The organism is Neobacillus cucumis (assembly GCF_016908975.1).
GTDB classification, from domain to species: domain Bacteria; phylum Bacillota; class Bacilli; order Bacillales; family Cytobacillaceae; genus Neobacillus; species Neobacillus cucumis.
In genome coordinates this window covers 41947-67817 of the sequence record NZ_JAFBEX010000002.1, presented here as the reverse complement: position 1 = coordinate 67817, position 25871 = coordinate 41947, and the positions used below count along the sequence as shown (strand labels likewise).

Sequence of the window (25871 nt, the reverse complement as noted above, 5' to 3'; positions counted from 1 at the left end):
TTTCCACTCCTAGATTAATAAGGATAAGGCTTAATTCGCATTCCTGTCTCTTCAATCGATACATTCACTTTTACATTTATTTTCGCCTGGGAAAATAATTGATCCCATTTGCGTCTAGATTCTTTCCACTTTTTAGGTTGAGTGGCGTGTAAAATCTCTCCGAATCCGAATACATCACTTTTCAAATTTTGTGCAGCCAAAATTCCATCCGTTATTTCCTTTTTCAATTCCTTTTCTGCTTTTTCCTCATATTCCTTAATAATCTGACGTTTGCTAATATCCTTATTGCATAATAATTCAACAATATATCCATAGGCCTTCGTATTAACGGTAATTATCGCTTGACTGTTTTGGATATCGACTTTCGTATCATTTTTTAATTGATTAATGGTAATATTGTTATACCGTTTCTCGTCACAATGAAATCTCAAGTTTGTATTTTTTAATTTATTATCAATAATTTGCAAGGACTTTGTCTTTTTTCCATCCATCCATCCAACTAGTTTCCCTTCTCTAAAAATGGATACACCATTAAGTTTTGTAAATGTCTTTTCCATCGTTTCTAAATTTTCATTTCGAGCACCAACTTTCTTGCTGCCTATTACACTTACTCCACTAATCGCAGGTTCTGAACCTTCACTCGTTAAATCCTCAATTACTTCATAAATTTTAGTCTGACCATGTTCTCCTAACGTCTCTGAGGCGTTTTTTACTTTTCCGGAAAGTGCTTGTACGGGAATCTTATCAACTGTTGAGAGCATATCCATTGTGGTTTTTACACCTGCTCCACGTGCAATTAAAACCGGTACATTGACCCGGACCCCAGCATCTCGCTCAAATATATCAAAAATAAAGTTCAAGCTTTCCTTTTTAGCCAAACGTTCACCGATGATTACTAGCTGAATGTGAGAATATATATTCTGACGTGAAAAAAAATTAGCCGAATTCCCAGCTGCTTCATTCAGTGTTTTACCGGTTGCTTCATAATTAATAACAGGAGTAGAACCAGAGCCAGTCCCTTTGGCAGCATTTTCACTAGGTTTGACTACTTGGTAGGTAACCTCATACATGTTTTTATCCGGAATATAATCAATTCCTACTCCAAGGACAATCGCTAACTCGTTTATTTCTTTGTAATTGGAGCAACCAGAGAGAATCGCTAATAAACCTATAAAAGGGAGTACTAATTTTGCTCTCATTCCTTATTCCTCATTCTTATGTTTTTCTACCTTTCGCTTTAGATGACCGATTTACTATACTTTCTATCGAAAAACGAAAAAGTACGTCTTTTTGCTCCTTTAGTCGAAATGGTGCAACTGGGTAAAGATAGGGTACCCCGAAAGAGTTTAGCCCGCACATATGCATTCCTATAATTAATGAAGCAGCTAATACACCATATAACCCTGCATACGATGCAACAACCAAAAGTAGAAACCTTAGGATACGTGCGGTGATCCCAAGATTATAATTAGGCAGTGCAAAACTAGCAATCGCTGTAACAGAAACAATGATTACCATTGCAGCTGAAACAAAACCTGCATCTACCGCTGCTTGTCCCAAAATTAAAGCTCCGACGATTGAAAGAGCGGAACCTACGGCTCTTGGCATTCTGATTCCGGCTTCCCTTAGGACTTCAAACGTCATCTCCATGATGAACGCTTCGATTATGGCTGGAAAAGGAATGGCCTCCCTTTGAGCAGCAATACTAACAAGTAAAACTGTGGGGACAAGTGCCTGATGATGGGTAATCATGGCGATGTATACGGCAGGTGCATATAAAGCTAATAAGAATGCCCCTAATCGTAACAGCCTTAAAAAGCTTCCGATATATTGGTTTTGGTAATAATCCTCGGAGGATTGAAAAAGCTGTGTAAAGGTTACGGGCACAACTAGAACGTAAGGAGTCCCTCCAATAAAAATGGCTACTCTTCCTTCTAGTAAATTTCCAGCTACAACATCAGGACGCTCAGTATTTTGAACCATAGGAAAAGGTGTATGCTTATCATCTTTGATGAAGTTTTCTACATAAGAAGATTCCAAAACGCCGTCTATTTTAATATTCTCTAGCCGCTGTTTGACTTCCTTCACAATAGAGTCATTAGCAATGCCTTTGATATACATGATTTCAACGGATGTTTGCGTCACTTCTCCAATTTTCATAGAGTCAAGACGTAGATTTGGGCTTTGAATCCGCCCTCTCACTAAGGCTGTATTTGTTCTGATGTTTTCCGTAAAACTGTCCTTTGGGCCACGGATAACGGTTTGTGTCGTTGGTTCCGTGATACTCCGTGACTCAATCTCCTTGGTGTCGAGGACTAGGGCCGTCGTATCACCATCTATTAAAATGACTGTACTTCCAGATACGATTGCAGAAAGTACCTCTTCTAAAGTCTTTTTTACTTTAATATTGCTAATAGCTATCGTTTGTTCAAGTTCATCCTGTAATGACCCGGCATCCAGGAATGATTTATAGGTTAAAAGAGGTTCTAAAATATGTTCTTGAATAATTTTTGTGCTAGATATTCCGTCGATATGAATCACGGCAAAGGCATATTTATTCTCGTTATGCTGAATAAAGCGATTGATTAAATCTCCGCTGCTTCCAAGCTTTTCTTTAACTTGTTCAACATTTAACCTCGCTGTGTTTTCTAAAGGAGTGCGGGAGGATTCTGATTCCTCTTTGCTATTTTCTTGTCTCAAGCGAGAATTTTTCAACATAGACGCTCTATCACCTCTTACCATATTTCTTATATTTTCCATAGTTTCGATATTTATGTAATTGACTATGATCTATAATTTTATATTCCTTTATCATCCGTGTTTTATTATATTGATATATTTAGGTTTTTCGCCTTTTTTCTATTTCAATAAAACACTTCCAAAAGAAATCGCATACAATGTGTTGAATAAACAAAGGCAGGAGGTGAAAATCGATGGGTCATAACCATTCTTCCTGTGGAATTTTTGGAGTTTTTCTTGGATTCTTAACAGGGGTAATTTGGTTAGTATTTGTTGCATTGGGCTGGGTAACTATTTTACTTGGAGCAATCGGCCTAACCGGTTTCCTTGTTACTGTTATCAACTTCCTTATTGCATTAATCGGCTTCCTTGCTTTCCTTATCTTCGGACTGTGCGTATTTAAGAAAGCGTGGCACCTCTGTAAGCATCATTGTTAATATTGCCTTATGAATCGGTGCTGATTTCAAAGAAAAAAACGGGATAGGGCTGTTTTCAGCCCTATCCCGTTTTTTTATAAAAAATTAGAATTTAGTATGATAGTTTTCAATTTCCCAAGTGTGTACAGCAGTGCGGTAGCTATCCCATTCTGCCTTTTTCATAGAAACATACTCGCCGTATACGTGTTCACCTAGTGTATTAGAAGCAATTTCGCCAGCTTCTAATTCCTTTACAGCTTCAGCTAAGCTGCCAGGTAAGCTATCGATACCCAAGAATGCTCTCTTCTCTTCAGTCATATGGAAGATATCTTCATTGATTGGTGCTGGTGCTTGTAGTCCTTTTTCAATTCCATCTAAACCTGCAGATGCAATTACTGCAAATGTTAAGTAAGGGTTAGCAGATGGGTCTGGACAACGTAGTTCTACACGTGTTGCAAGACCTCTTTTTGCTGGAATACGAATTAACGCAGAGCGGTTTGAAGCAGACCAAGCAAGATAACATGGTGCTTCGTATCCAGGTACTAAACGCTTATAAGAGTTTACTAGTGGGTTTGTTACCGCCACAAAGCTCTTCACGTTTTCTAATAAACCTGCAATAAATTGGTAAGCTTTATCAGATAATTGTAAATCATCAGATGGATCGAAGAATGCATTTTCGCTTCCTTCGAAGAATGACATGTTTACGTGCATACCTGAACCGTTAATACCAAAAACTGGTTTTGGCATGAAAGTTGCGTGCATACCGAATTTCTTTGCAATTGTTTTAACAACCCACTTATAAGTAGTTGAAAGATCTGCTGCAGTTAATGCATCAGAATACTTGAAGTTAATTTCGTGTTGACCTTCTGCTACTTCGTGGTGAGAAGCTTCAATTGTAAAGCCCATTGCTTTTAATGCACGATAGATTTCCAAACGAACACGCTCGCCAAGATCATGTGGAGATGGCTCAAAATAACCTGCTTTATCACCAAGTTCTTGAGTTGCGTAACCATTGTCATCATTTTTAAATAGGAAGAATTCTAATTCAGGTCCTACTGAAATAGTAAATCCTTTATCAGCCGCACGTTCTACTGTTCTTTTCAATACGTTTCTAGTATCTCCTTCAAAAAGAGAACCATCTGGATTTGCTGCTGAACATAGGAAACGAGCTTCTGAATATCCAGCTTCTTCTGTCCAAGGAAGAACAGCAAATGTTGCTAAATCTGGTTGAAGATAAAGGTCAGATTTATTGATTGGTGAAAATCCTTTGATTGAAGAGCCATCAAACATCATTTTTCCTTCTACAACATCTTCTAATTGCGCACTTGTTACAGTGACGTGTTTCAAAATCCCTTCGATATCGACAAATTGCAAGTGTAATAGTTCTACACTTTTTTCTTTAATAATCTCTTTGATTTGTTCTAAAGTTGCTTCTTTTGATGAATTTGAAATAAGTGTTTTAGCCACGTCACATTACCTCTCAATTTTATGTTATATTTTGTTACATCAATTAATAACTAGATTATATTTTAAAATTCATAGTTTGACAATCCTTTTTTGCATATTTTTTTGAATATTTATGCCATTATCACAGTAAGCGTTTTCAATATTTCTAGGAATAATAAGGTAAATTCCAATTAATTGATGTATTCTATTAAATAAATATACAAAATTATGCAGTGTTTATGTAGTCCCTTCTATCATAAATTAGTAAAAGGACCTATTCAACTGATGAACAGGTCCTTTTTGTTATTAAAATAAACTATTACACTAAATTTTTAATTTATCCATATCAATAATTCTTTTTAGGTAATCATATTCTTTTTGCTCGAGGATGTCGATTTCATTGTTGGTGGCAAGAAGTATTTGATCTCGGCACTTGGCGATTCTTTGAATCATGGGGTGAATGGTCAGACTCGAAAGGTTCACAAAGTCATATAAATCGTTTAGACTTACAGGTAATTTATAACCTTTATTACTGCTCGCTATTAACAGCCCCCTATCGCGCAACTTGGAAACAATGGTGGACCGAAAGCTATGTGGAGTTAATTTTACATCGCGAATCGCATTTAAATTATCTAATATTTCTTCCGTATACACATACTCATCTGGATTTTCCTTTAAATTAAATAACAGAAACTTTATAAAATCAAGGCGAAGCCGCTCTTCTTCTTCTTCACTCTTACGATGCTTTTCTATATATTTATAAGCCAAATTAACTGCTTGCTTAATGATAATTTCATCATCTTTTGCTCGATCATGCTCTGCCTGATAATCGAAGAGAAAGTTTTTGTAGTCGAGGGGCAATAGATTTATGGCCGCAATTTTGCTTTTGAAGATTTTCGAAAAAGAACGATATTGCTCAGAATACAGATTTCGTTCATATCCGGTTGCAAGAATCTTGGTGACTAGGTTTGCTAACTGAAGTAGGAGTTCTGATTGAGTGTGGTTGAACCCGAATGTGGAATAATTAAATAAGTCTGGAATACTTCTTGTTTGGATATAATTTTTAAACTCCCTAAGAAATAGTTTTGATTCATGTTCATCTGATGCAAGATCAAGCTGTTCAAACGTTCGATTTAAGTCATCATAGATTTTTCGATTTAAATATTTTAAAAAAGGTGTTTTAAACAAGATTCCGTGGTCTTCTCTTATTTTTCTTTTATCAATCACATAGGCATAGATACTAAACGGTAGATCTTTCAAATCGTTAATAAGCTGCAGGGTCTGGGTTGGAGCATCGTCGACGATGCTTGTATCAATTGTTCCTGTTTGAAAATACTTTTGGCTGATTTGCCCCAATTCATATTCTAAATACTGTTTATTCGATTCCTTTAGAAGTATAGACACAATGATAAAATGGGATGACCCATTCCCTTTATCAAAATCAAATCTATAATCACCAAATTCATCTATAAAGGCATATTGGATTTCCTCCATCTTCCCACCACCAAGAAATGAAATTTTGTCAATATATACAAGTTCAACAAAATTTCATAGAAACCTTCTCAAAGAAGCTATTTTCAAAAAAGTAGGACACTAATGAATAGTGTCCTAAAAGAAGATTCACTTGTTCTTGCTTTCTTTTTCACCAACCACAGTATTGCCGATTTTAGGTTCGGTCGTTGTGTTAGTTTCATTAGGAACCCAATCAAAACTTGGTTCAGTTGTCCCCGTTGACATCAAAGGCTGGGTAACGCCGTCTGCCTTTGGTGCCATTTTTGTGTTTTTGGAGTTAGAGTTGTCTTGTGCCAAACTTTTACCTCCTTTTACTTTTACTAATCTCTCTATTATTATCTTTGTGCCTTTGAATTCTATTCTCTGTATAATTACCGTTCTCTTATCGGCAAACTTTCCTTTGTTCTTTAATTTAAGTGACGGTTTATTCTCCCCCAACTCCTTCCCACCAGCCAGACCACTCTTGCCGTTTACTTACAGATGTAATATGGGAAAGATGATGGCGACCATGCCATGCATAAAGTCCGATGTTTTTGCCCACAGAAACTTCCCCTGTTTCAGGATGAATAAATGTTTTTTTGAGATCACTTGGACTTAAATTATTTAAAAGCTTTACTAATCGTTTATGCAATGAATCGAGGAGATCTAAGGAAACATTTATTGGTAATTTGATATCAGGTAGCTCCGCCCATTTACCTTCATCATAAGGCTTAATAACAGGATTCTCTTCAGTAAGGGCTAATTTAAAACGAATGTAAGCATTCATATGACTATCTGCGAGGTGATGGACTACCTGACGAACGGTCCATCCTCCAGAACGATATGGCGTATTAAGTTGTTCAATATTCATGTTTTTAACAGCCGCTCTTAAAAGTCCTGGTAATTCTTCAATCTCTTTAATCCAAGTCTTGATTACATTGTTTGTTAATTCACCATTGAATTCGAATTTTCCAATTGGATACCTTTCGTCCATCATAATTCCTCCCCAAGAAAAAGAATTCTTTCAATATATAAATTCTTTATTTTTCCACTAAATCCTTTATTAAATAAACAGAAGACTTTGATTTGAAAAGAATTCACTTTTTGGTAAGTAGGGATTATAATGATATAAAAGTGATATCACTTTACCTTTTGGGAGGGGTTCAAGATGAGGGAAAAGTCAATTTTTAAGATGAATGGGTTTGCAGCTCTTATTATTGCTCTGATCTGTATTGGTTTTGGTATCTTTTTAATTGTTACTGGTGCAATTTCTGAAATAATAACTGGTGTATTAGTTTTTTTATTAGGATTAATTATTGCCACAAGTTTAACAATTGTTCAGCCAAATGAGGCAAAAGTTTTGACATTCTTTGGTACCTACCTTGGTGTCATTAGGGATCAAGGATTATGGGCTACGATTCCATTTACGTTTAAACGAAGCGTTTCCCTTCGTGTTACAAACTTTAATAGTGAGAAATTAAAAGTAAATGATTTAGATGGCAATCCAATTGAAATTGCCGCTGTGGTGGTCTATAAAGTTAGAGATGCTGCAAAAGCATTATATGATGTTGAAAACTATAAAAATTTCATCCATATTCAAAGTGAAACAGGTATTCGTCATATTGCGAGCACATACGCATATGATTCTAATGAAAATAACGGTAATGCACTAACTCTTCGTCAAAACAGCGATGAAGTCGCTGATGTTCTTGTTACTGACTTACAAAAACGACTGGATGTTGCTGGTGTAGATGTGATTGAAGCTAGGATTATGCATCTTGCCTACTCTTCTGAAATCGCTGCTGCCATGCTTCAAAGGCAACAAGCACAAGCTGTATTATCGGCCCGTAAAGTAATTGTGGATGGTGCAGTCGGACTCGTAAAAGCAGCGATTGACCAACTGACTGAACAAGATATTGTGGATCTTGATGAGGAGAAAAAAGCTCAGATGGTAAATAATCTAATGGTTGCGATCGTATCTGAGAAAGGAACGCAGCCAATCATTAACACAGGATCCATTTATTAAGGTTGTGTAATAAATGAGTAAAAGAAAAGCATTTCCGCTGCGGATTGATCCAAAATTATATGAGGTATTAGAAAAATGGGCACAAGATGAGCTTCGAAGCGTAAATGCGCAAATCGAAGTGATCTTAAAAGAAGCTGCTAAAAAAGTGGGAAGAATTAAATAAAACAACATAATTAATCATCTATCCTCCGTCTTGCATAATGGCGGATTTTCTTTTGTTATTAATCATAATGTCCACCTCCTTGGCAATAATAAGCAAATAGTTAAAGATTAATTTGCCGGAGGAAGAAACTTTGGAACATACTTGGCTTTCTCTGATCCCATTTGTGATTGTTATTTCCATGTCCATATGGCTTAAAAACATCTTGCCAGGACTTGTCGTTGGCTTGCTGGCGGGCGCTTTTATTGTTCAAACCGATATTTTGAAAGGCGCCTATCAAACGGTCTCCTATATCGTTACCACACTGTCAAATGGGAACAACATCAAAATTATAGGGTTTCTCTACTTATTTGGCGGTCTGGTCGGCATGATGAATATTTCCGGAGGGATTAAAGGTTTTTCAGATTGGATTGGGACGAGAATTAAGACTGAGCGCGGCTTACTGGGACTCATTTGGCTTACTCTCCCTTTCACCTTTATGATGCCGATGTTTCGAATCATGATGATTGGACCAGTTATTAAATCTCTAATAAAAAAAATTAACGCTCCAAAACAGCGGGTTGGAATGATGATGGATATTTCCACAGAATCCGTTATTGTCCTATTACCTGTTGCAACCGCCTTTGTTGGATTCATGGTATCGTTGGTGGAAGGTAATATAAGAAAGTTGCATTTAAATATGTCTTCTTATCATGTATTTCTATTGAGTATTTTGTTTGATTTTTTCGCAATTGTGATGCTAATAATCGGGATTTTATTTACCTTTTGGAATCCTGCAAGTAGGAAACGACAATCTCAACCACGTAATCATGAAATGTTGGATGAAGAAGGAAATGAATTTCATCGAGCTGGAATTCAAAAAGAATTATCCTTAGTTAAAGCACAACCATGGCATTTAATTTTCCCTGTCTTCTTACTTTTAGGGTTATCATTATTCCTATTATGGAAAGACGGCACCGAAAGAGGCGCTAAAACCGTATTCGATGCTTTTTCCACGGCGGATGCCACTTTTGTAATGCTGTTGGCTGTTTTTATTACCCTTGTATTGTCCTTTGTGTTTTACATCATCAGACACCAACCTTTACATGAAATCCTTTATCATTTTTATGATGGCGGAAACCAAATGATGGAGGCCATTAGTCTGCTTGTCCTCATTTGGTCTTTGACTTTATCTGCAGAAGATCTGGGTTTTTCCAAGTTTATCAGCTCGACATTGGGGTCCTTTCTGCCAGCCTTTTTGACCCCAGTTACGATTTTTGTCCTGGGTTCGTTAATTGGCTACTTTATTGGTTCTTCATGGGGAACTTGGGGGTTGTTTATGCCTTTAGGCATGTCACTTGCAGTTTCCACAGGAGCATCCATCCCTTTAACAGTCGGTGCCGTGTTTGCCAGTGGAGCATTTGGTGCGTTAACTTCTCCATTGGGAGACACAACCATTACTACGGCATCTATTTTGGATATGCCGCTAGTTGAATACGCCCGGTTTAAGTTGAAGATTTCTGTAATTGGAGCAGGAATTGCGATTGTTTTGTATTTAGTTTGTGCCTTGTTTTTTACTTAGTTTTTTTGCTACAGAGTCAATGAAATGATTTCTCATTGACTTGATTTAAGCTCTAGCTTGCACTTTGGTCAATGAAACCACTTTTCATTGACCGTTTTCTTTCTCTTATTCACTCTTCGGTCAATGGAATCACTTTTCATTCTTACTCGCTCTTCGGTCAATGTAACCACTTTTCGTTGACCACTTTCTTGCTTCCGCGCATCTTTCGGTCAATGTTCCCTATCTTCATTAAACCTGCCCATTAAAATAGTATTATAATAATTCCCATCCGAAAGAAGTTTGTCTTTTTTTAATACTCCTTCCACTTCAAAACCATATTTTTTATAAAGCTTTATGGCTTTGTCATTGGTTTCCAGAACATTCAGGGTAACTTTCTTTATGCCATTGGCATCCGCCCATTGAACCGATTCTCTTAGAAGGTTGCTACCTATTTCATATCCCCAATATTCCTTTAATACACATACACCAAATTCCACTTTATGAGCGCTTCTTTTCAATTTACTTCCCTCACATCTGGAAAAACCAACTATATTTCCTTCAACTTCCGCGACTAGAAATAGATTATTTGTACTTTCTGAGTCAGTGGTAAAAATCTGTTTAAAACCTAATTCATCTATGTATGCTTCCCCTTGTTCCCGCGCCATATTTTCTGTTTCACCATCGATTTGCACTCTCACTTTTGACAAACTTTTCGAATCCTTCTCCACTGCAGACCTTACAATATAACATAAATTTCGAACAAGAAATTCTTTGGTTTGAATGATCATTTTTCATCCCTCCTTTATCGGTTTCTTAAGCTTAACATAATATCCTAGTATATTTTTCACTAAATATTCCTTTCAATATTGGACCTTCTTCCCCATTTAACAAAAATAGATTATACTGTACTAACAATACATTTCCGCAAAAGGAGAATTTCTAATGACTGAGAATAATCAAACCGAAAATGCGAAAAAGAAGGTTAGCTTGCAAGAGCTTATGAAACAGCAACTTGCAAACAAAAAGAATCAATCTTCTTCTGGTAACTCTATGGGAAGTGGCAATCAAGCAACACAAAAATTGAAAAGCCAGCAAACGAAGAAACCTAGCAATACCCGTAGAAAAATGGGTGTCTAATGAACGGACGAAACCGAACAGATTTGCAGCCGGGTATGATGGTTGATATCGTATTAAAGGCAGATCAAAGAACTGGAAAACTTACCAGGGGAATTGTAAAGGATCTTCTCACTAAATCTGCAACCCATCCTCATGGTATTAAGGTTCGCCTGACAGATGGACAGGTAGGGCGTGTGCAAGTGATTCATAAAACGGATAAGTAATGAAAGAGGCTGACCCAAAAGGTTGTTGAATAACGACTCTTTTGGATCAGCCTCCTTAGTTTTTAAAAAATATCATATGTTAAATTAACATAACTTCTGCCATAATCTTGTGCTGTCCATAATGGAATTCCGCTCCACGATTTCATATGCTGCATTTGTAATCGCTTGGGCTAGCGAATCTCCTGTCGCACAAATATCATTAAAGCAAACTTTTGATAATCCTTTCATTTGATAGCTATACCCCAGCTCCTCTAACCGCTCCACAATCAGCATTGCATGGTCGATATTGTGCTCAGGCTGAAACTCGGACTCGTGAATAAATTTCCCCTTTTCGTAATCATACCAACGATCCCATCTATTTAACTTCCAACCAAGGATTCTCCGAGCGATTGCATCAATTTTCATCTTCCTCTCCCCTTTAACTAATTTTTAGTTTTTATCTATATTGTTATATAACAGTATTATTTTGTAATTGTATTATATAACACGCCTACAATATTCACCAGTATTTATTTAAAATTTTATAAATTCATAAGAAGATGTAAAAAAAAAACACAGTATTACCACTTTTGGAATACTGTGTGTCTTTATCTTCGAATATTTGTTACAAAACAGCTGTCATTTCAATTTGAACTCTAAGCCCTTCCCTTAGATTTTTAACACTTGTATGTCTAGCAGGGCGATCATTCTCATTTGGAAACATTTTAAGCCATTCAACATTCACAATTTTTTTATACTCCCGATCTGTTGCAGACACATTTAAATGAGCAATATCGTCTACGGTACCTCCAGCAAGCTCCATGATTTCCCTCATGTAATGGAAAAGATTAGCCACTTCGTCTTCAACTCTTTCAGGCATCTCGCCTGTTTCAGGATCCGATCCAATGATGGCTGAAGTGTAGACCATATTTCCGATTTTTACTGCGGTCGGGATTGGATTTTGGTGGTTAGAGCCTTTCACATGTAAAACTTCACGTTTTGCCATACTGCGATTCACTCCCTTTCTAATTAATTCTAGGCATTTCTTTTATTAAAAACAGCCTCATCTTCATAATAAACAACTTGTTCTTTATCCAAAGTTGGTCTTAAATTGTAAAAGTCTAAGCTGATCTCTCCTCTAGCAATCTTCTCCTTAGTTCCTTCTTCTTTTTTAAGACGTTGTTTAGATGATTCTAATGCAAACTGAAGATCTCTTTTTTTAACCACAACTACTCCATCGTCATCGGCCATGATTAAGTCCCCTGGATCTACAGATGCTCCTCCACAAACCGTTGGTGCGTTTACCCAGCCGCCCTTGGTCTTAGTAGTTCCTTGAGAGAATACTGCCTTTGTCCAAATTGGGAATCCTAGTTCACGAATTTGCGCGACATCACGAATACCTGAATCAATAATGACCCCTTGAACTCCACGTTTGATTAGGGCAGTAACGATTAATTCCCCAATCATACCTGCTACTCCTTCACCAACCGTCGTAATAACCAAAACATCACCTGGTTTACATACTTCAATAGCTGCGTGAATCATTAAGTTATCTCCTGCATGGCAAACAGCAGTAACTGCAGGTCCACAGATAAGTGTATTATCCAAGATTGGCTTTAGATTATAGTTCATAAGTCCAATTTTCCCTTGTGCTTCGTAAACAGTTGAAACATCCAGCTGCTTAAATTCTTCAATTATTTTCTCATCCGGTCTTGTAATGTTTTTAATCACATACTTTTCCATTAGTTGAATTCACCTCCAACATAAGGGAAGAAACGGCTAAATGCTTCCGCAAACTTATATTCATTATTTCCAGAACATCTGCGGGCATGATTTCCGCGCAGCTGTGCCTTTGCTCCATAGTAATCGATTAAATGTTTCTGAGCTTTGAAACAATTCATCGCCGCTTGCTTTTGTTCATAAGTTTCAGTTATATCGATAATGACTTCTGGTTTAAAATCACTAATTTCGGATTGATGCGGTTCAAAACCAAAGAGACTTGCTTGTTTCGCGGTTTTTGTTCCTTCTAGTCTAACTCCATTAGAAGTGGATAAAACGCTTGCATCAAATACAAATTTGGAGACGGTTTCATGATCTGGGTTAAAGGCATCTCTTGGTCCATGTGTAAGGATATGATGTGGCCTTACTTCTCTAATTTTGCGAACCAATCGATCCATTCGGTCCTCATTGATTTGCATATGGTAATCTTGATAATCCCAAATTTCAATGTTTTCTACTCCAAGGCATTTGGCTGCTGCTTCAATTTCACCTTGTCGATGCGTTTTTACATTTTCCAATGTTTGTCCTTCAATGTTCCAAAGATCGTTTGATTCCCCTCTTGCTCCATAACTTAAAATAACAAGGGAAACATTGGCCCCATGCTTTGCATACTTTGCAATGGTACCGCCGCCTCTCCAAACAAAATCCGCTGCGTGTGCACTAACAATTAATAGATTTGTATTTTTGTCGATCATATGACTTCCTCCTATTTACGTTTCTTAATTACTTATTCAATATTGTTTAACAATATTGTTTATATTTGTATTATAGGACCTGTATTGATCGTGTGTCAACAAATTTCCTCAATTCAGAAAAAGGAATAATTTTTTTAAAAAAAGTGAGGTTTCCCTCACCTTAAACCAATTTATTATGCATCTACAACAGGAGTTCCATAAGTATGAAAACTAGCAACTGTCTTATTGCCCCATGCCTGTCCTTTTGCTCGCTCTTCTTCTGTCCATGTAATCGGTTTCCAATCAGGTCTTAAAACATGATATCCACCCGAACAGATTTCAATTCGATTGCCACCTGGCTCGTAAACGTATACAAAATAAGTCTGATTAATTGCGTGTTTACTTGGAGCAAATTCAATGAAAACACCATGTTCCAAAAATAAATCCGCCGCTCTCCATATTCCTTCATTTGTCTCGACTGAAAAAGCCATATGATGAAAACGCCCACTTGAGCCTGTTGCATCTAATGTATAAACCATTTCATAGGATTTATTATTAGGACTATACCAGACACCCGGACGACGTCCATTGTTTAGGAGAATCTGTTCCGTTAACCTCATACCTAGTACGTTTTCTGCGAAATCCCCATCTGCTTCAGGGTTTGAAGACAAGTAATTAATGTGATCTAGGTGTTTTACAGCGACACCATGACCTGTATATCTTTGCGGTTGATTTTTTAGAGCTGGCCTTAAATGTTCAGGTGGTTGATATTCATAAGAGTCATAATATAGTTCCATCAGGTGGCCATCTAAACCACGATATTGATAGGCTTTCCCATGCCCAATATCCCCATCAATCCATCCAATTCCTAAACCCATTGCTTCAATTTCAGCTACTCTTCTTTCTAATGCTTGCGGGCTCACCGTCCGGAATGCGGTGTGACCTACTCCAGACTGCGTAGATTCTGTTAATTTAACGGAATATTGTTCGTAATCGCCCCAACAACGTATATAAATAGAATTCTCTTTTCGTGCTACTTCTTGCATCCCAAGAATATCTGTAAAAAATGTTAGACTTTCTGAAATTTTAGGAGTCAACAACTCCACATGCCCAAGATGGGCAATGTCTCGAATCAGTTCTTTGTCATAATTAATCATCATAGCACCTCTCATATTCATCAATATTGTTTAACAATTATCATAATTCTATTATATTTGAATATTGTAAGTGCTGTCAATTTAAATGAAATTTTTATCTACTTTTCACTTATACAATATTAGTAGAGTTTAGATTTGGGTTTTTAGACGAAATCGTCTCCATCTGTTGATCGTTTTTCCTTACTAAGAATAAAGCAACTGCTGCGAAAACCCCTGGAAGCGCAAAAACCAAGAAACATAACACAATTGGAACATTTAATGATAAAAGGACTCCTCCAAGTGTCGGCCCTAACATACCACCTAACCTTCCTACTCCATTTGCTAATCCTACACCTGTTGAGCGGACATTATTTGGATAATATTGAGAGACAAAAGCATTTAATAAACTTTGATTCCCCATTGTACATACCCCGGCAATCGCGATTAGCAAGTAAAGGAGAACAATATTGCTCTTAATCCCTAGAAGAGCAAGACAGATTGCACCAACTACATATAATCCTGTGATTAATTTTTTCGATCCCTTTCGGTCGGCAATCACGCCAATAATAATCGTTCCAATTAATGCTCCCCCATTTAGAAAAATGGCAAAGCCTAAACTAGAGATTAATGGATACCCTGCGCTTTGCATCAATTTTGGAAGCCATGTATTTAATCCATAAATCATCAATAATCCCATAAAATAAACAATACAGAAAAGAGCCGTGCTTAAGCCCAACTTATTTTTAAACAAACCTACAATGGGAGTGCGCTCAAAAGGAGGCTCTGATACAGTAGTTTGTTCAACGTCCATACGATGTTGATAATTAGGATCAATTTTCGTTAACGTCGCTTTTAGGGTATCGAATTTTCCTTTACGAATAAGAAATTGAGGTGATTCTGGTAAGTATTTAATGATTAAAGGAAGTAATAATAACGGAATCACGGAAAACCATAAAACGGGACGCCAGCCCAATGAAGAAAATACTAAAATCCCTATTAATGGTGCCAGTATGCCCCCCACTTGATTTCCACACAAGGCAATGGTAATGGCTTTGTTTTTACTCGATTTAGGAGTATATTCCGTCAAAAGGGAGATGACTGTTGGCAACGTACCCCCGAATCCAACTCCTGCTAAAAATCGACACCAAGAGAATAACTGTTCATCTGTTGCAAAACCTGAAATGGCAGTAAAAATGCTAAAGAAGGTAACCGAAACGATGATAATACTTTTTCGTCCAAATCGATCGGCTAATAAACTAAGAATAATCGAACCGAACATCATTCCGAAAAGACCATAACTACCAATCACACCGGCTTGAATTGGTGACAGATTCCATTCTTTTGTAAGGAATGGTACAACAGAGCCATAAACCACTAAATCATAGCCTTCAAATGATACAAAAAAGAGACACCACAGCAATACCCCTAAATGAAAGCGGTTAAATTTACTTCCATCTAAAATGTTTTTAATAGAATTACTTGACATTTTTGAATCCCCTTTCAAAAAAAGTAAGTTCGTTTTTAGTTTAAAATTCATAGTATACCTAAAAGACACCACCCCTTAAAAATTATTCATTTCACCCATTAAGTCATTCTCTTTTAATCTATTTTGTTTAACAATATTGATTATAATTTAATGGTTTACTAGTGTCAAACAAATTTTAACAGGATGTGATATTTTGGTTTACTAATGATGACTTAGATTACATACTGTTTGTTGACACCATATGTGTCTCAACTGTATATTACTAATAAATAGAAAAGACATTTTGCCAACAAATATTGTTTAATAATTCTTATAAAGATGGGGTTTTAGGATGAGCAGACCAACTGAAGTCGCATATCAATTTATAAAGCAAAAAATTATGGACGGAATATTCATGCCTTCACAAAAGCTGGTTGAAAGTGACCTCTCCGAATTAATTGGAGTTAGTAGAAATACTATTAAAAAAGCTTTATTGAAATTAGAGCAGGAGAATTTAGTAACCTTAGAAGAGAATAAGGGCGCAACGATCAAGTCCTTTTCGTTGAATGAAATTATTAATTATCTTGAAATACGTGAAGTGCTAGAGGGGTTAATTGCCAAAACAGCAGCTATAAATATCAGCGATTCAGACTTAATTCAATTAGAGGAAACGGTTGAAAGGATGAAAGAACACCTAAACAACAATCGGTTCGATGAATATTCTAAAAGCAATCTTCTTTTCCACAATATTATTTACGAAGCCTCAACAAACGAACAAGCAGTAGAGATGGTCAATAAAATAAAAACTCAATTACAAAGATTGCGGATTAAAACCATTTTGGTTCCAGGCAGAACACAAGAATCATTTAAAGAACATCAAAAAATACTGAATGCCCTTAAATCGAAAGATGGGAAATGGGCAGAAGACGCGGTTAAATTTCATGTATCGAACGTGAGGAAAACGATTGTAGAAAATTACTCTTTTTTAGTTTAACTATTTCGTGCAGGGGCATTGCCCCTCTTTTTTTATGGAAGGATTATTGACAGAAAATTTCGTGTGGAGTAAACTCGATTGTAAGGCTTGATTGTTTAACAATATCGTTTAAAGGATACCAACAAGGAAAATAGGACGTGAGAGTATGATTCTTTATATTGTTGTATTTTTGTCAATTATCTATCAAACCAGTGTACGCGGAAATACTATTTTAGTAACATTATACGCCATGAACCTTCATGCAAATTCAACATATTTGGGCCTAATTGTAGCAGCAAGTTCTTTGTTTCCGATGCTTTTTGCAGCATATGCCGGAAGAGTATCTGATCGAATCGGTCTCCGTTTACCCTTAATAGCTGGCATGTTTGGCACAGGACTTGCCCTCTTCTTACCTTACCTTTTTCAAAATCAATTATTTATTCTACTTATTTCACAATCATTATTTGGACTAAGTCAAATTTTCACGATTGTCGCCTTTCAAAATTTAATTGGCGCACTTAGTACAGAAGAAACCAGGTCAAAGTATTTTGTCACATATACCCTTGGAGTTTCTATCTCAAATTTCCTAGGCCCTTTAATCACTGGGTTCTCAATCGATCATATCCACTATAGCTTGACATACATGGTGTTAGCTTGCATTTCTATCGTTCCAGGACTTTTCTTTATTTCTAACACTCTTCATTTACCAAAAACCATACAAAAAGAAGGTAACCAGAAAAATAGTTTTGTTGAACTTCTTTTAAAACGTTCTTTACGCAAGACCTTTATCACAAGTGGAATCATTTTAACGGGTGTTGGACTGTACGAGTTTTACTTCCCCATTTACGGAAAAACGCTTGATTTATCCGCTTCCACCATTGGAATAATTGTAAGCTGTAACGCTATTGCTTATATCCTTTCACGCTTACTAATGCAGTGGATGCTAAGCAAATTTAAGGAAGAAACCGTTCTTGGGGGCTGTCTTACCATATCGGCTGTTGCGTTCTTTTTAATCCCTTTATTTGACAAAGCATATTTCCTCATGATTATCTCTTTCATTTTGGGGTTAGGGATGGGGTGCTGCCAGCCATTATCCATCAATATGGCTTATAACCGATCGCCTAAAGGGCGTACGGGAGAGGTATTGGGGATTCGTTTGATGGTTAATAAAACCGTTCAGCTTCTTGTTCCTATTTTATTTGGATCTGTCGGCTCACTGCTTGGTTTTTTCCCTGCATTCTGGTCAAATGCCATCTTGTTACTATTTAGCGGATATTCGCTTATTGAAAAGAAGTCAAATCCACCGGGGACCAATTAATTAATAAGAAAAAATGACTAGTTTTCATTTTAACCTTTTAGATGCTTGTCAAAAAAGATTTGCACTAATTCCAGTACTTTCTCATTATAGAAACCAGCAGTTCCATGTTTTTCGCCTTCTAATTTATACATTGTGGCCGTGTGACCATTATTCTTTAGGGCTGTAAATAATAATTCACTTTGGTTATATGTCTGGATAATTCGTTTTTATCAGATCATGTGGAATTAGTATTGTAACCGCCTTACGCGATTCACTTTGATCAAGCCAAAAATAATGGATCGCATTAGAATTTATAAGAACAATATCACCTTTTTCAGGAGAGAATTCTATTCCCTCAACATTAATTTTATCAATTTTTCCTGAAAGAACATATGAAATTTCAATACTATCATGCCAATGTTTTGGAACAAAATCTCTTTCATTGGATGTGTGATAAATAATTTTAATAGGCAAAAGCACTCCAATCTTAATGACCTCCCAACTTGATTTTTTCTGTCACCTTTTTCAGGATTTAATTCAGCAACATTGATTAACAAAATTTATTATTATATAGGAAAACATTGAGATAGACTAGCAGGGATTTGAATGATAATAAAAAAAGATATGGGATGTAATTCAAAGAATCTCAATCCCATATCTTTTCTTTATACACAAGAAATGCTTTTAAGCTAAAAATCAGATTCCAGCCGTCTCATAAACTCTTCTGCAGCACTGTAACCTTCCTGCTTCAGAAGCCAGTTGTTTGCCGCTGCTTCAATCAACCCTGCCACATCACGACCAGGTTGGAGTTGAATCTCAATATGAGGAATAGGTACATCCATATATTCTGTAAATTTAGATTCGTGATCCAACTCATTATGAAGCGAATTTTTTTCCCATTTAGTCAATTCAATATCGAGTGCGATTCTCGTTTCATCCTGAAAAGCTTTTCTCCCGTATAGGCGGACGACATTCAATAAACCTACACTTCTTAGTGCTAGAAATTCTTTCGTTTTCCCATCATGGGTAGCAAGAATCGTTCTTGGACTTAGTTTTTTCAACACCACGATATCATCAGCGACAAGTCTATGACCTCTACCAATCATGGTGTGTGCAATTTCACTTTTACCAATTCCTGATTTTCCTCGAAGTAAAATGCCCATCCCATATACATTGATACATACTCCATGAACGGCAATTTCGGGAGCTAAGGCTTTAATCATATAAGCATCCAGTTTCCAAATAAATTCTGTAGTGCTTTGAGGCTCGGCTGTGCATAACAATGGAATTCCCTCTTCAACACAATATTGGGTTAAATACGTTAGTCCTTCCTGTCCAGCCGTAACAATAAAGCAAGGCGGGTGGTATTTAACGATATTACCAATTCGCAACTGTCGTTCCTCAATGCTCAACTTATGCAAATATGTAATTTCTTTTTTTCCAAGTATTTGAACAAGTTCAGTTGGAAAAAAATCAAAGTGACCCACGAACTCTAAACCCGGACGATGAGAACGTGATTGTGTAATGGTTTGTTGTAATTTATTTTCTCCAGCCAACACTTTCAAAGAAAATTTCCGAACTATATTTTCAACTGTTAATATCTTCACTTCTATGGCACTCTCCATCTGTTATCGCTTTCTTATTCTTGTTATATTTCATCCTTAAAAAGGAATGTACCTATTTTCAAGAAATACTCTTTAATCCTTTCATTTAATCATTAATCAAAAGAAAAGGTCAACCAGTAACTGGTTAACCTTTTAATTAATTTGAATAAATAAAATAATAACATAGACAATAGCCATTAAATTATTAAACAAGTATTCTACTTTCTTACGGAGAATGCGTTTTCAGTAAAGTCAATGTAAATGTTTATGGATTGTAAACTGACGAGCTGGAAAATCATAAGATGAAAAAAAGGTTGGTGATGTACTTTGTTAGCACCTTTAATGGTTATAGCCGTTGGGATCCTTTTTATTTTTTTAGGATGGTTTTTTTGGCACCAGGACATGACCGAAGAAGCCGCACCTATTTGTTGGATTATTGGCTTAATCCTTTTTTCATTGGGATTCGTCAGTATATTTGATCATGAATTTTTGAAGATTCTTTTTCACTACCTGCCTTCAGTTTCCCAAAAGTAATGGGTCCAATTACTTTATATCTCTATAAATCTTTATTATTCGATAACAAAAAGGCTGCCAGCAGACAGCCTTATTATTCTTATTAAATTATCATATTTCTAAAACTTAACCTTTATCCTACCATACCTCTTAGTCCTTCTTATTTTTCCCTTTAGCTTTGCCCTTCTCATTTTGATTTTTCTGCTTCTCAGATGGTACTTTCTTCTCTTTTTTGTTATTTTCAACCTTTTTAGCAGTTGCTTTTTGTTTGGTTGTTTTAGGTTTTACTGGGATTTCGGCAGAACTGCCACCTTTAATATACAATTCATTATTGTATCTATACACGCTGTCAGGCTGCTGAAAGCTAGATGAATCCGTTCCGAACGATTCCATCATGACTTTAAACATATATTGGGCAATTTTTGTTGTATTACCTGCCATATAGTTTCCCTGTCCATTTTGTGCATATCCAGTCCAAACAGCCATTGTGTATTGTGGGGTGTAGCCAGCAAACCAGCTGTCGTTTGTTGCAGTACTTGGATAACCATATTGTGCACGGGTCTTTGCATCAAAATTGGTTGTCCCTGTTTTCCCAGCCACATCTAGACCTGGAACATTTGCTGTTTTTCCTGTCCCTTCATTTACGACTGTCCGTAACATATCTGTTACCATATAAGCAGTGTAATCCTGCATCACACGTTTTGGCTTCTCTGTAAAATTAACGACTTTGCCATTAGGAAAGACAACTTTTGTGACAAAATGCGGTTGATTATAGTTCCCGCCATTTCCAAAAGCACTATAGGCCCCTGCCATCTCTAAAGGACTAACGGTATTACTTCCAATTGCATATGATTCGTATACTTGGTCATTTTTAAATGTAATACCCAGTTGTTCTGCAAAGCTCTTTGCCTTATTAAGCCCCACCTCACGAAGGGTGAGAAGAGCTGGAATGTTATATGAGTTTTGCAAAGCTGTGCGGATGGACAGGATGCCGTGATATTGGTGATCCCAGTTTGAAATAGGCTGACCTGTTGAATAGGACGTTTCCTTGTCATTAATCTTATGCGCAGTCGACCATAATAAATTTTCAATCGCTGGTCCATAATCAAAAATCGGCTTAAAAGAGGAACCAGGTTGTCGATTAAGATCCACAGCAAAGTTATTCCCTAAGAATTGTGCTTTATAATCGTTTCGTCCACTTCCAATTGCCCTTACTTCACCCGTCTTTGTATCTAAAAAGACAAAAGCTCCCTGAAAATTTGAATCTGGATAGGCAATAATTTCATTCGTATTCATCATTTTATCAGCATAATCCTGTGCTTTTGGATCCAATGTCGTATAAATCGATAAGCCAGCGGTGCTGATATCAACATCCTTTAGTTTTCTTTTTACCTCTTTCACAACTGCATCCAAAAATGCTTCATAAGGCATACTTTGTTGAGTACTTTTTTCTACTAGTCCTTCTGTTACTGGAACTTTTTCTGCTTCCTTCATTTGTTTTTTTGTAATATAACCATCTCTAAGCATCGAACTTAAAACAATATTCCGGCGTTTGGTAGCTTCATCTCTGTTTTCTGGCTTAGTTGGATCATAATTACTCGGACTCTGTGGCAGTCCCGCTAACATCGCTGCCTGTGCGAGCGTTAGTTTGTTCAATTCGTCGGCTTCGATTCCATAATAATTCTTCGCTGCAGCCGCCACTCCATATGAGCGGTTTCCAAGGTAGATTTTATTTAAATACATCATTAAAATATCATGTTTAGAATATTTTTGTTCTAACTGATAGGCTAAATCCCATTCCTGAACTTTTCTTGTTAATGTTTTCTCAGGAGTTAGAAATGAATTTTTAATCACCTGCTGAGTTATGGTACTACCGCCCTGCGATCCGAAATTCCCGGTTAAATTAACCAATATAGCCTTGATAGTCCTTTTTATGTCGATCCCATGATGTTCGTAAAAATGGGAATCTTCCGTGGCTATAAACGCATGTTCAAGTACTTTTGGAACCTGATCATAGGTGATTTTTGTTCGCATTTCCTTCCCATATTCATATAGAAAGTTTCCATTTTTATCATAGAATTTCGTCGAAAGTGGATCTACTAGTTTAGAAGCATCCAATGTTGGCACATTCTTTATCATCGAAGCGAAGGTGATTGCTCCTGCTCCAGTTGAAACAAGTCCAAGCACCAAACAGACAATCATGACTTTTTTAAATAAAGAAACCTTTTTTGGATTTCGTTCTCTTATAGGTTGATTCTGTTTAGCTCTCTCGACTCGTTTTCGTTCTTCACGAGATTGATAGGTTTTTTCAGACATCCTTCTTCTCTCCTCTGTCTTTTTGGATACTCATAGCTGATTCAATTAGAGGCAGTTCAACAGTTCCTATATATGGATGAGTTTATATTTAGAGCGTCTATTTTCACTAACTCGTATATATCGGATTAACGAACTATTAATCCAATAATCCCCTTGACTGTCTTTTGCAAGAAAATATTTTCGTTGTTCAATTTTTTCTAGTATTTCTTGTACAACTTCATCCTTTTTCGTATTAGATTCCTTCATAATTCTTTCTCGTTTTATATCATTCTCTAATGTATAGCAAACAACAAATTCCTTCAAGATTATTCTCCCCTATTCCCTTTTCAAAAGTTTAAGTAGTGTTATCTAATTAACCACCTTACTTAAGCTACATATAGAGCTTCGAATGAAATCTTTTTTTTATGAGGGGATTTTACAAAGAAATTTTCTTTTACTTATGGAATGAAGTGTAATATTAAAAAAAATCGATCATCCCAATCGATTTTAATATTTTTATCTTGTCAATAATATCCCAAAGTGAATACCTAAAAATGCAAGTAAAATGCCAAACAAATAACTGGACGCTATATATAAAATCATTACATTCCATTTTCTCTGTATATGAAGCTGAATTGTTTCCAATTTGAAAGTTGAAAAGGTTGTAAAAGCACCCATAAACCCTGTACCTAAAAGCAATCGCAAGGAATTTCCTAAGTTTCCCCCCACTATTATACCAAGCAAAAAAGAACCAAGCAGGTTAATTAAAAGGGTTGCAAATGGAAAAGTAGTGGGATACTTTCCTTTAATTAGAGTACTCAGTCCAAAACGGGAGATGGCTCCAAAAAATCCTCCAATGGCTACCCATGCAATGTTAAAGATCATCTTTGTTCACCTCTGTTTTTCGAACTAGCCTTTATATCTTTTCCACCATTCGTTCCTGCTTGATAACCACCCCAAGAAAATAGAATCCCACAGAAAAGACTAAGCAGAACATAAAGAAGGGCAGTTCCCCATTTATCAATAGTTATCAAATGAACTGTTTCGACACTAAAAGTAGAAAATGTCGTGAATGCGCCGATCAGTCCCGTCCCCAATGCAGTAATCAAATGTGGATGCAAATTAAGCCGAGGTAAAAAGTGTGTAAACCATCCCAATATAAAACATCCAAGCATATTAGTTATAAATGTGGCCAACGGAAAATCATGAAACCACCAGTGGTTAAAAGAAACACCTAATAAGTACCTTAAAATAGCTCCAATAATTCCAGCTATCCCTACTAATAAATAATTCATTTTATTATTCACCCCAAAAATAAATAGACTCCTACCAGTTTTTCTGGTAGGAGGCATCAGCTTGATAGCATTTATGGAGAACTCCATCGCCTGTTCGATTCAATATGTTTATTTTAACAAAAAAATCATGTAACTGCTACTGGTTCTTCCATTCACCCTAAAGTTATTGAAATTCTGTTAGATTTTGTACTTCAAATTTGAATTTTTTCCAATATCGTAATGTCGTTGTAATATGGATTTCACAAACTGTTGAGAACGTTGAAAATCCTGAATTTGTGGTAATAATTCAACCTTTAGGGTTGCGGCTAAATTAGTATGAACGTATAGCATATCGCGAAATAAATCAACCGCACCGCAATATTTCGGATAAAAACTATCACCTGTTCCAAAAACTGCGGTAACCAAATCTTTATTTCCCAAACTTTCAAAAGCATGATAGAGTTTCCACATTTCTCTTGGTATTTCCCCATCTCCCCATGTATAGGTCCCAACCGCCACCGCATCAAAATGGTTTAAAGAAGAAGACCGAAAATCTTCAATTTTATAAATCATCACATCTACTGAATGGCCAAGAAAGTTTCGATAAATCACATCGGCTAACTCTCGCGTATTTCCGGTAACTGACGAATATACAATGGCGATTTTCATTTTACAACTCATCAAACCCATTAGACTGGGAAACTTTTGAATAGGTTCTTGATTTTTGTTCAAAGAAATCGGATTTCGTCTCATTCATCATTTCATCGCCAAACACTTGAATCCAGGGCATCGGATTTATTTTTTCAGCATAAAGGTTTTTCAACCCTAATTGTCTTAACCGCTTGTTCGCTAGGTACTCAACATAATTTTCAAATTCCTCTAAATCAATGCCCTTAATATCCGCTAAAATATAATGAGCCCATTCCTTTTCAAGTTCAACCGCTTTGCTGATAGTCTGATACACATAGTTAATATTTTCATTTGTATGTAATGCAGGATTTTCGGTTAATAGAATCCGGATGAATTGAGCAATAAAGTAAGCATGCTGCATCTCATCGCGTTGAATGTAACTAATCATCGTACTCGTTTTCAACATTTTTTGCTGCCGTGCTAAGTGATAGAAAAACGCAAATCCTGCGTAAAAATAGATGCCTTCTAGATTAATAGAATTGACGGCTAATTGAAATAATGATTGCGGTGTAGGATCGTTTCTAAAATGCTCGTAAGCATCCAAAATTAATTGATTTCTTTTCCTAACAATGGGATCATTTTTCGCTTGATTAAACCGTTCATTTTGTTCAGCAATTGGAACTAGTGAGCTTAGGATATAAGAATAGGACTCGTTATGAACAGCTTCTTGCTGTGAAATAACCGCAAAGATTGCTTTGAAGCTGGGATCTGTCACATAATCCATGACCTGACTCATCGTCGGTGTTTGCAAACTATCAAGAGAAGCTAGCTGTGTGTTTATCCTCAGGAAAACATCTTGTTCTGTTTCAGTGAGAATATCCCATTGTTTAATATCGTCCTGCATATTAATTTCTTGTGCCTTCCAAAAGTTGGCAAGCAGCGTTTGATACAAATCGTACATTTTGGGATAGGCAATATCATTCCAATTTAATAGACCCGAAGACTCGCCATTGATGATGCCGGTTGATTTGTTTGGATATTCCGGGTTTAACAATTTAATTTTGGTTAATGGTGTATGAATCATATTGTTTGTT

At 36.4% G+C, this 25871-nt stretch carries 29 protein-coding genes and 1 riboswitch; of the genes, 8 read left to right on the top strand and 21 right to left on the bottom strand.

Annotated features, from left to right (window positions below):
• Positions 1 to 14: 14 nt before the first annotated feature.
• Together JOC76_RS02445 and JOC76_RS02440 are read right to left on the bottom strand one after the other, a co-directional pair.
• Entirely contained in the window at positions 15 to 1199 is a 1185-nt protein-coding gene (locus tag JOC76_RS02445) for a Ger(x)C family spore germination protein (protein WP_205175819.1), read from the bottom strand.
• A gap of 16 nt (positions 1200 to 1215) precedes the next feature.
• On the bottom strand, positions 1216 to 2718 hold the full coding sequence (locus JOC76_RS02440; RefSeq protein WP_205175817.1) for a spore germination protein: 1503 nt from the start codon (positions 2716 to 2718) through the stop codon (positions 1216 to 1218).
• 215 nt (positions 2719 to 2933) lie between these two features.
• On the opposite strand from JOC76_RS02440, the gene JOC76_RS02435 reads away from it, so the two are divergent.
• Positions 2934 to 3176, top strand: a complete 243-nt coding sequence (locus JOC76_RS02435; protein WP_205175816.1) for an ABC transporter — start codon at positions 2934 to 2936, stop codon at positions 3174 to 3176.
• An 84-nt stretch (positions 3177 to 3260) separates the two neighbouring features.
• Here the strand turns inward: JOC76_RS02435 and glnA are convergent, their stop codons facing one another.
• The 4 genes from glnA to JOC76_RS02415 form a co-directional block, all read right to left on the bottom strand.
• Complete coding sequence (gene glnA, locus JOC76_RS02430; RefSeq protein WP_205175815.1) at positions 3261 to 4622, bottom strand: type I glutamate--ammonia ligase; 1362 nt, start codon at positions 4620 to 4622, stop codon at positions 3261 to 3263.
• Between the two features lie 303 nt (positions 4623 to 4925).
• Complete coding sequence (locus JOC76_RS02425; RefSeq protein ID WP_205175814.1) at positions 4926 to 6095, bottom strand: DUF3800 domain-containing protein; 1170 nt, start codon at positions 6093 to 6095, stop codon at positions 4926 to 4928.
• A gap of 126 nt (positions 6096 to 6221) precedes the next feature.
• A complete protein-coding gene (locus tag JOC76_RS02420; RefSeq protein WP_205175813.1) occupies positions 6222 to 6551 on the bottom strand; it encodes a hypothetical protein in 330 nt (109 codons plus the stop codon).
• Complete coding sequence (locus JOC76_RS02415; RefSeq protein WP_205175812.1) at positions 6538 to 7089, bottom strand: YfiT family bacillithiol transferase; 552 nt, start codon at positions 7087 to 7089, stop codon at positions 6538 to 6540. The genes JOC76_RS02420 and JOC76_RS02415 overlap by 14 nt, the downstream gene beginning before the upstream one ends.
• A gap of 171 nt (positions 7090 to 7260) precedes the next feature.
• On the opposite strand from JOC76_RS02415, the gene JOC76_RS02410 reads away from it, so the two are divergent.
• The 3 genes from JOC76_RS02410 to JOC76_RS02400 all read left to right on the top strand — a co-directional run bounded on the left by JOC76_RS02410 (position 7261) and on the right by JOC76_RS02400 (position 9839).
• Positions 7261 to 8118: an SPFH domain-containing protein gene (locus JOC76_RS02410; RefSeq protein ID WP_205175810.1), complete on the top strand. Its 858-nt coding sequence runs from the start codon at positions 7261 to 7263 to the stop codon at positions 8116 to 8118.
• Between the two features lie 13 nt (positions 8119 to 8131).
• Complete coding sequence (locus JOC76_RS02405) at positions 8132 to 8281, top strand: type II toxin-antitoxin system antitoxin (protein WP_205175808.1); 150 nt, start codon at positions 8132 to 8134, stop codon at positions 8279 to 8281.
• Between the two features lie 130 nt (positions 8282 to 8411).
• Positions 8412 to 9839 (top strand): Na+/H+ antiporter NhaC family protein, encoded by a 1428-nt coding sequence (locus JOC76_RS02400; protein ID WP_205175806.1) that lies wholly within the window; start codon positions 8412 to 8414, stop codon positions 9837 to 9839.
• A 209-nt stretch (positions 9840 to 10048) separates the two neighbouring features.
• Here JOC76_RS02400 and JOC76_RS02395 read toward each other — a convergent pair whose 3' ends face one another.
• The gene (locus tag JOC76_RS02395) at positions 10049 to 10606 is read right to left on the bottom strand and encodes a GNAT family N-acetyltransferase (protein WP_205175804.1); all 558 of its coding nucleotides are present in this window, start codon (positions 10604 to 10606) and stop codon (positions 10049 to 10051) included.
• 154 nt (positions 10607 to 10760) lie between these two features.
• Between JOC76_RS02395 and JOC76_RS02390 the strand changes: the two genes are divergently transcribed.
• Both JOC76_RS02390 and JOC76_RS02385 read left to right on the top strand, forming a co-directional pair.
• The gene (locus JOC76_RS02390) at positions 10761 to 10955 is read left to right on the top strand and encodes a hypothetical protein (protein WP_205175802.1); all 195 of its coding nucleotides are present in this window, start codon (positions 10761 to 10763) and stop codon (positions 10953 to 10955) included.
• Entirely contained in the window at positions 10955 to 11158 is a 204-nt protein-coding gene (locus JOC76_RS02385) for a YwbE family protein (protein ID WP_205175801.1), read from the top strand. The genes JOC76_RS02390 and JOC76_RS02385 overlap by 1 nt, the downstream gene beginning before the upstream one ends.
• 84 nt (positions 11159 to 11242) lie before the next feature.
• Here JOC76_RS02385 and JOC76_RS02380 read toward each other — a convergent pair whose 3' ends face one another.
• The 6 genes from JOC76_RS02380 to JOC76_RS02355 all read right to left on the bottom strand — a co-directional run bounded on the left by JOC76_RS02380 (position 11243) and on the right by JOC76_RS02355 (position 16212).
• Positions 11243 to 11563, bottom strand: coding sequence for a BC1872 family protein (locus JOC76_RS02380; protein WP_205175800.1), 321 nt, complete (start codon positions 11561 to 11563; stop codon positions 11243 to 11245).
• A 199-nt stretch (positions 11564 to 11762) separates the two neighbouring features.
• Positions 11763 to 12143 carry a RidA family protein gene (locus tag JOC76_RS02375; RefSeq protein ID WP_205175799.1) on the bottom strand — a complete coding sequence of 127 codons (381 nt, stop codon included), beginning with the start codon at positions 12141 to 12143 and terminating at the stop codon, positions 11763 to 11765.
• Between the two features lie 29 nt (positions 12144 to 12172).
• Positions 12173 to 12880 carry a 4-carboxy-4-hydroxy-2-oxoadipate aldolase/oxaloacetate decarboxylase gene (locus JOC76_RS02370; RefSeq protein WP_205175798.1) on the bottom strand — a complete coding sequence of 236 codons (708 nt, stop codon included), beginning with the start codon at positions 12878 to 12880 and terminating at the stop codon, positions 12173 to 12175.
• Positions 12880 to 13611: a PIG-L deacetylase family protein gene (locus JOC76_RS02365; protein ID WP_205175797.1), complete on the bottom strand. Its 732-nt coding sequence runs from the start codon at positions 13609 to 13611 to the stop codon at positions 12880 to 12882. The genes JOC76_RS02370 and JOC76_RS02365 overlap by 1 nt, the downstream gene beginning before the upstream one ends.
• 173 nt (positions 13612 to 13784) lie before the next feature.
• On the bottom strand, positions 13785 to 14747 hold the full coding sequence (locus JOC76_RS02360) for a VOC family protein (protein WP_205175796.1): 963 nt from the start codon (positions 14745 to 14747) through the stop codon (positions 13785 to 13787).
• 109 nt (positions 14748 to 14856) lie between these two features.
• The gene (locus JOC76_RS02355; protein WP_205175795.1) at positions 14857 to 16212 is read right to left on the bottom strand and encodes an MFS transporter; all 1356 of its coding nucleotides are present in this window, start codon (positions 16210 to 16212) and stop codon (positions 14857 to 14859) included.
• A 331-nt stretch (positions 16213 to 16543) separates the two neighbouring features.
• Here JOC76_RS02355 and JOC76_RS02350 point away from each other — a divergent pair, with 331 nt between their 5' ends.
• Positions 16544 to 17185 (top strand): GntR family transcriptional regulator, encoded by a 642-nt coding sequence (locus tag JOC76_RS02350; RefSeq protein ID WP_205175793.1) that lies wholly within the window; start codon positions 16544 to 16546, stop codon positions 17183 to 17185.
• Positions 17186 to 17330: 145 nt separating this feature from the next.
• Positions 17331 to 18482: an MFS transporter gene (locus tag JOC76_RS02345; RefSeq protein ID WP_205175792.1), complete on the top strand. Its 1152-nt coding sequence runs from the start codon at positions 17331 to 17333 to the stop codon at positions 18480 to 18482.
• Positions 18483 to 18665: 183 nt separating this feature from the next.
• On the opposite strand, the gene JOC76_RS02340 is transcribed toward JOC76_RS02345, so the two are convergent.
• The 8 genes from JOC76_RS02340 to JOC76_RS02305 form a co-directional block, all read right to left on the bottom strand.
• A complete protein-coding gene (locus JOC76_RS02340) occupies positions 18666 to 18941 on the bottom strand; it encodes a cupin domain-containing protein (protein WP_205175791.1) in 276 nt (91 codons plus the stop codon).
• 209 nt (positions 18942 to 19150) lie between these two features.
• Positions 19151 to 20086 carry an HPr(Ser) kinase/phosphatase gene (gene hprK, locus JOC76_RS02335; RefSeq protein WP_239557503.1) on the bottom strand — a complete coding sequence of 312 codons (936 nt, stop codon included), beginning with the start codon at positions 20084 to 20086 and terminating at the stop codon, positions 19151 to 19153.
• 642 nt (positions 20087 to 20728) lie between these two features.
• Positions 20729 to 22894, bottom strand: coding sequence for a transglycosylase domain-containing protein (locus JOC76_RS02330; RefSeq protein ID WP_205175790.1), 2166 nt, complete (start codon positions 22892 to 22894; stop codon positions 20729 to 20731).
• 66 nt (positions 22895 to 22960) lie between these two features.
• Positions 22961 to 23197 carry a hypothetical protein gene (locus tag JOC76_RS02325; RefSeq protein WP_205175789.1) on the bottom strand — a complete coding sequence of 79 codons (237 nt, stop codon included), beginning with the start codon at positions 23195 to 23197 and terminating at the stop codon, positions 22961 to 22963.
• Between the two features lie 192 nt (positions 23198 to 23389).
• Positions 23390 to 23758, bottom strand: coding sequence for a fluoride efflux transporter CrcB (gene crcB, locus JOC76_RS02320; RefSeq protein WP_205175788.1), 369 nt, complete (start codon positions 23756 to 23758; stop codon positions 23390 to 23392).
• Entirely contained in the window at positions 23755 to 24168 is a 414-nt protein-coding gene (gene crcB / locus JOC76_RS02315) for a fluoride efflux transporter CrcB (protein ID WP_205175787.1), read from the bottom strand. Before crcB (JOC76_RS02315) ends, crcB (JOC76_RS02320) begins: the two co-directional genes overlap by 4 nt.
• A 40-nt stretch (positions 24169 to 24208) precedes the next feature.
• Positions 24209 to 24268: riboswitch (Fluoride riboswitch) on the bottom strand.
• Positions 24269 to 24345: 77 nt separating this feature from the next.
• On the bottom strand, positions 24346 to 24816 hold the full coding sequence (locus JOC76_RS02310; RefSeq protein WP_205175786.1) for a flavodoxin domain-containing protein: 471 nt from the start codon (positions 24814 to 24816) through the stop codon (positions 24346 to 24348).
• Between the two features lies 1 nt (position 24817).
• On the bottom strand, positions 24818 to 25861 hold the full coding sequence (locus JOC76_RS02305) for a ribonucleotide-diphosphate reductase subunit beta (protein WP_205175785.1): 1044 nt from the start codon (positions 25859 to 25861) through the stop codon (positions 24818 to 24820).
• Positions 25862 to 25871 lie beyond the last annotated feature (10 nt).

What these genes read in the sequence shown, in the direction of transcription:
- JOC76_RS02395 (WP_205175804.1), bottom strand. Translation starts at nt 10,606, where the DNA reads ATGATCATTCAAACCAAAGAATTTCTTGTTCGAAATTTATGTTATATT.
- JOC76_RS02415 (WP_205175812.1), bottom strand. Translation starts at nt 7,089, where the DNA reads ATGATGGACGAAAGGTATCCAATTGGAAAATTCGAATTCAATGGTGAA.
- JOC76_RS02425 (WP_205175814.1), bottom strand. Translation starts at nt 6,095, where the DNA reads ATGGAGGAAATCCAATATGCCTTTATAGATGAATTTGGTGATTATAGA.
- hprK (WP_239557503.1), bottom strand. Translation starts at nt 20,086, where the DNA reads ATGGAGAGTGCCATAGAAGTGAAGATATTAACAGTTGAAAATATAGTT.
- JOC76_RS02435 (WP_205175816.1), top strand. Translation starts at nt 2,934, where the DNA reads ATGGGTCATAACCATTCTTCCTGTGGAATTTTTGGAGTTTTTCTTGGA.
- JOC76_RS02445 (WP_205175819.1), bottom strand. Translation starts at nt 1,199, where the DNA reads ATGAGAGCAAAATTAGTACTCCCTTTTATAGGTTTATTAGCGATTCTC.
- JOC76_RS02360 (WP_205175796.1), bottom strand. Translation starts at nt 14,747, where the DNA reads ATGATTAATTATGACAAAGAACTGATTCGAGACATTGCCCATCTTGGG.
- crcB (WP_205175788.1), bottom strand. Translation starts at nt 23,758, where the DNA reads ATGATCTTTAACATTGCATGGGTAGCCATTGGAGGATTTTTTGGAGCC.
- JOC76_RS02410 (WP_205175810.1), top strand. Translation starts at nt 7,261, where the DNA reads ATGAGGGAAAAGTCAATTTTTAAGATGAATGGGTTTGCAGCTCTTATT.
- JOC76_RS02310 (WP_205175786.1), bottom strand. Translation starts at nt 24,816, where the DNA reads ATGAAAATCGCCATTGTATATTCGTCAGTTACCGGAAATACGCGAGAG.
- JOC76_RS02345 (WP_205175792.1), top strand. Translation starts at nt 17,331, where the DNA reads ATGATTCTTTATATTGTTGTATTTTTGTCAATTATCTATCAAACCAGT.
- JOC76_RS02350 (WP_205175793.1), top strand. Translation starts at nt 16,544, where the DNA reads ATGAGCAGACCAACTGAAGTCGCATATCAATTTATAAAGCAAAAAATT.
- JOC76_RS02405 (WP_205175808.1), top strand. Translation starts at nt 8,132, where the DNA reads ATGAGTAAAAGAAAAGCATTTCCGCTGCGGATTGATCCAAAATTATAT.
- JOC76_RS02375 (WP_205175799.1), bottom strand. Translation starts at nt 12,143, where the DNA reads ATGGCAAAACGTGAAGTTTTACATGTGAAAGGCTCTAACCACCAAAAT.
- JOC76_RS02365 (WP_205175797.1), bottom strand. Translation starts at nt 13,611, where the DNA reads ATGATCGACAAAAATACAAATCTATTAATTGTTAGTGCACACGCAGCG.
- JOC76_RS02440 (WP_205175817.1), bottom strand. Translation starts at nt 2,718, where the DNA reads ATGTTGAAAAATTCTCGCTTGAGACAAGAAAATAGCAAAGAGGAATCA.
- crcB (WP_205175787.1), bottom strand. Translation starts at nt 24,168, where the DNA reads ATGAATTATTTATTAGTAGGGATAGCTGGAATTATTGGAGCTATTTTA.
- JOC76_RS02380 (WP_205175800.1), bottom strand. Translation starts at nt 11,563, where the DNA reads ATGAAAATTGATGCAATCGCTCGGAGAATCCTTGGTTGGAAGTTAAAT.
- JOC76_RS02370 (WP_205175798.1), bottom strand. Translation starts at nt 12,880, where the DNA reads ATGGAAAAGTATGTGATTAAAAACATTACAAGACCGGATGAGAAAATA.
- JOC76_RS02355 (WP_205175795.1), bottom strand. Translation starts at nt 16,212, where the DNA reads ATGTCAAGTAATTCTATTAAAAACATTTTAGATGGAAGTAAATTTAAC.
- JOC76_RS02305 (WP_205175785.1), bottom strand. Translation starts at nt 25,861, where the DNA reads ATGATTCATACACCATTAACCAAAATTAAATTGTTAAACCCGGAATAT.
- JOC76_RS02330 (WP_205175790.1), bottom strand. Translation starts at nt 22,894, where the DNA reads ATGTCTGAAAAAACCTATCAATCTCGTGAAGAACGAAAACGAGTCGAG.
- JOC76_RS02390 (WP_205175802.1), top strand. Translation starts at nt 10,761, where the DNA reads ATGACTGAGAATAATCAAACCGAAAATGCGAAAAAGAAGGTTAGCTTG.
- JOC76_RS02385 (WP_205175801.1), top strand. Translation starts at nt 10,955, where the DNA reads ATGAACGGACGAAACCGAACAGATTTGCAGCCGGGTATGATGGTTGAT.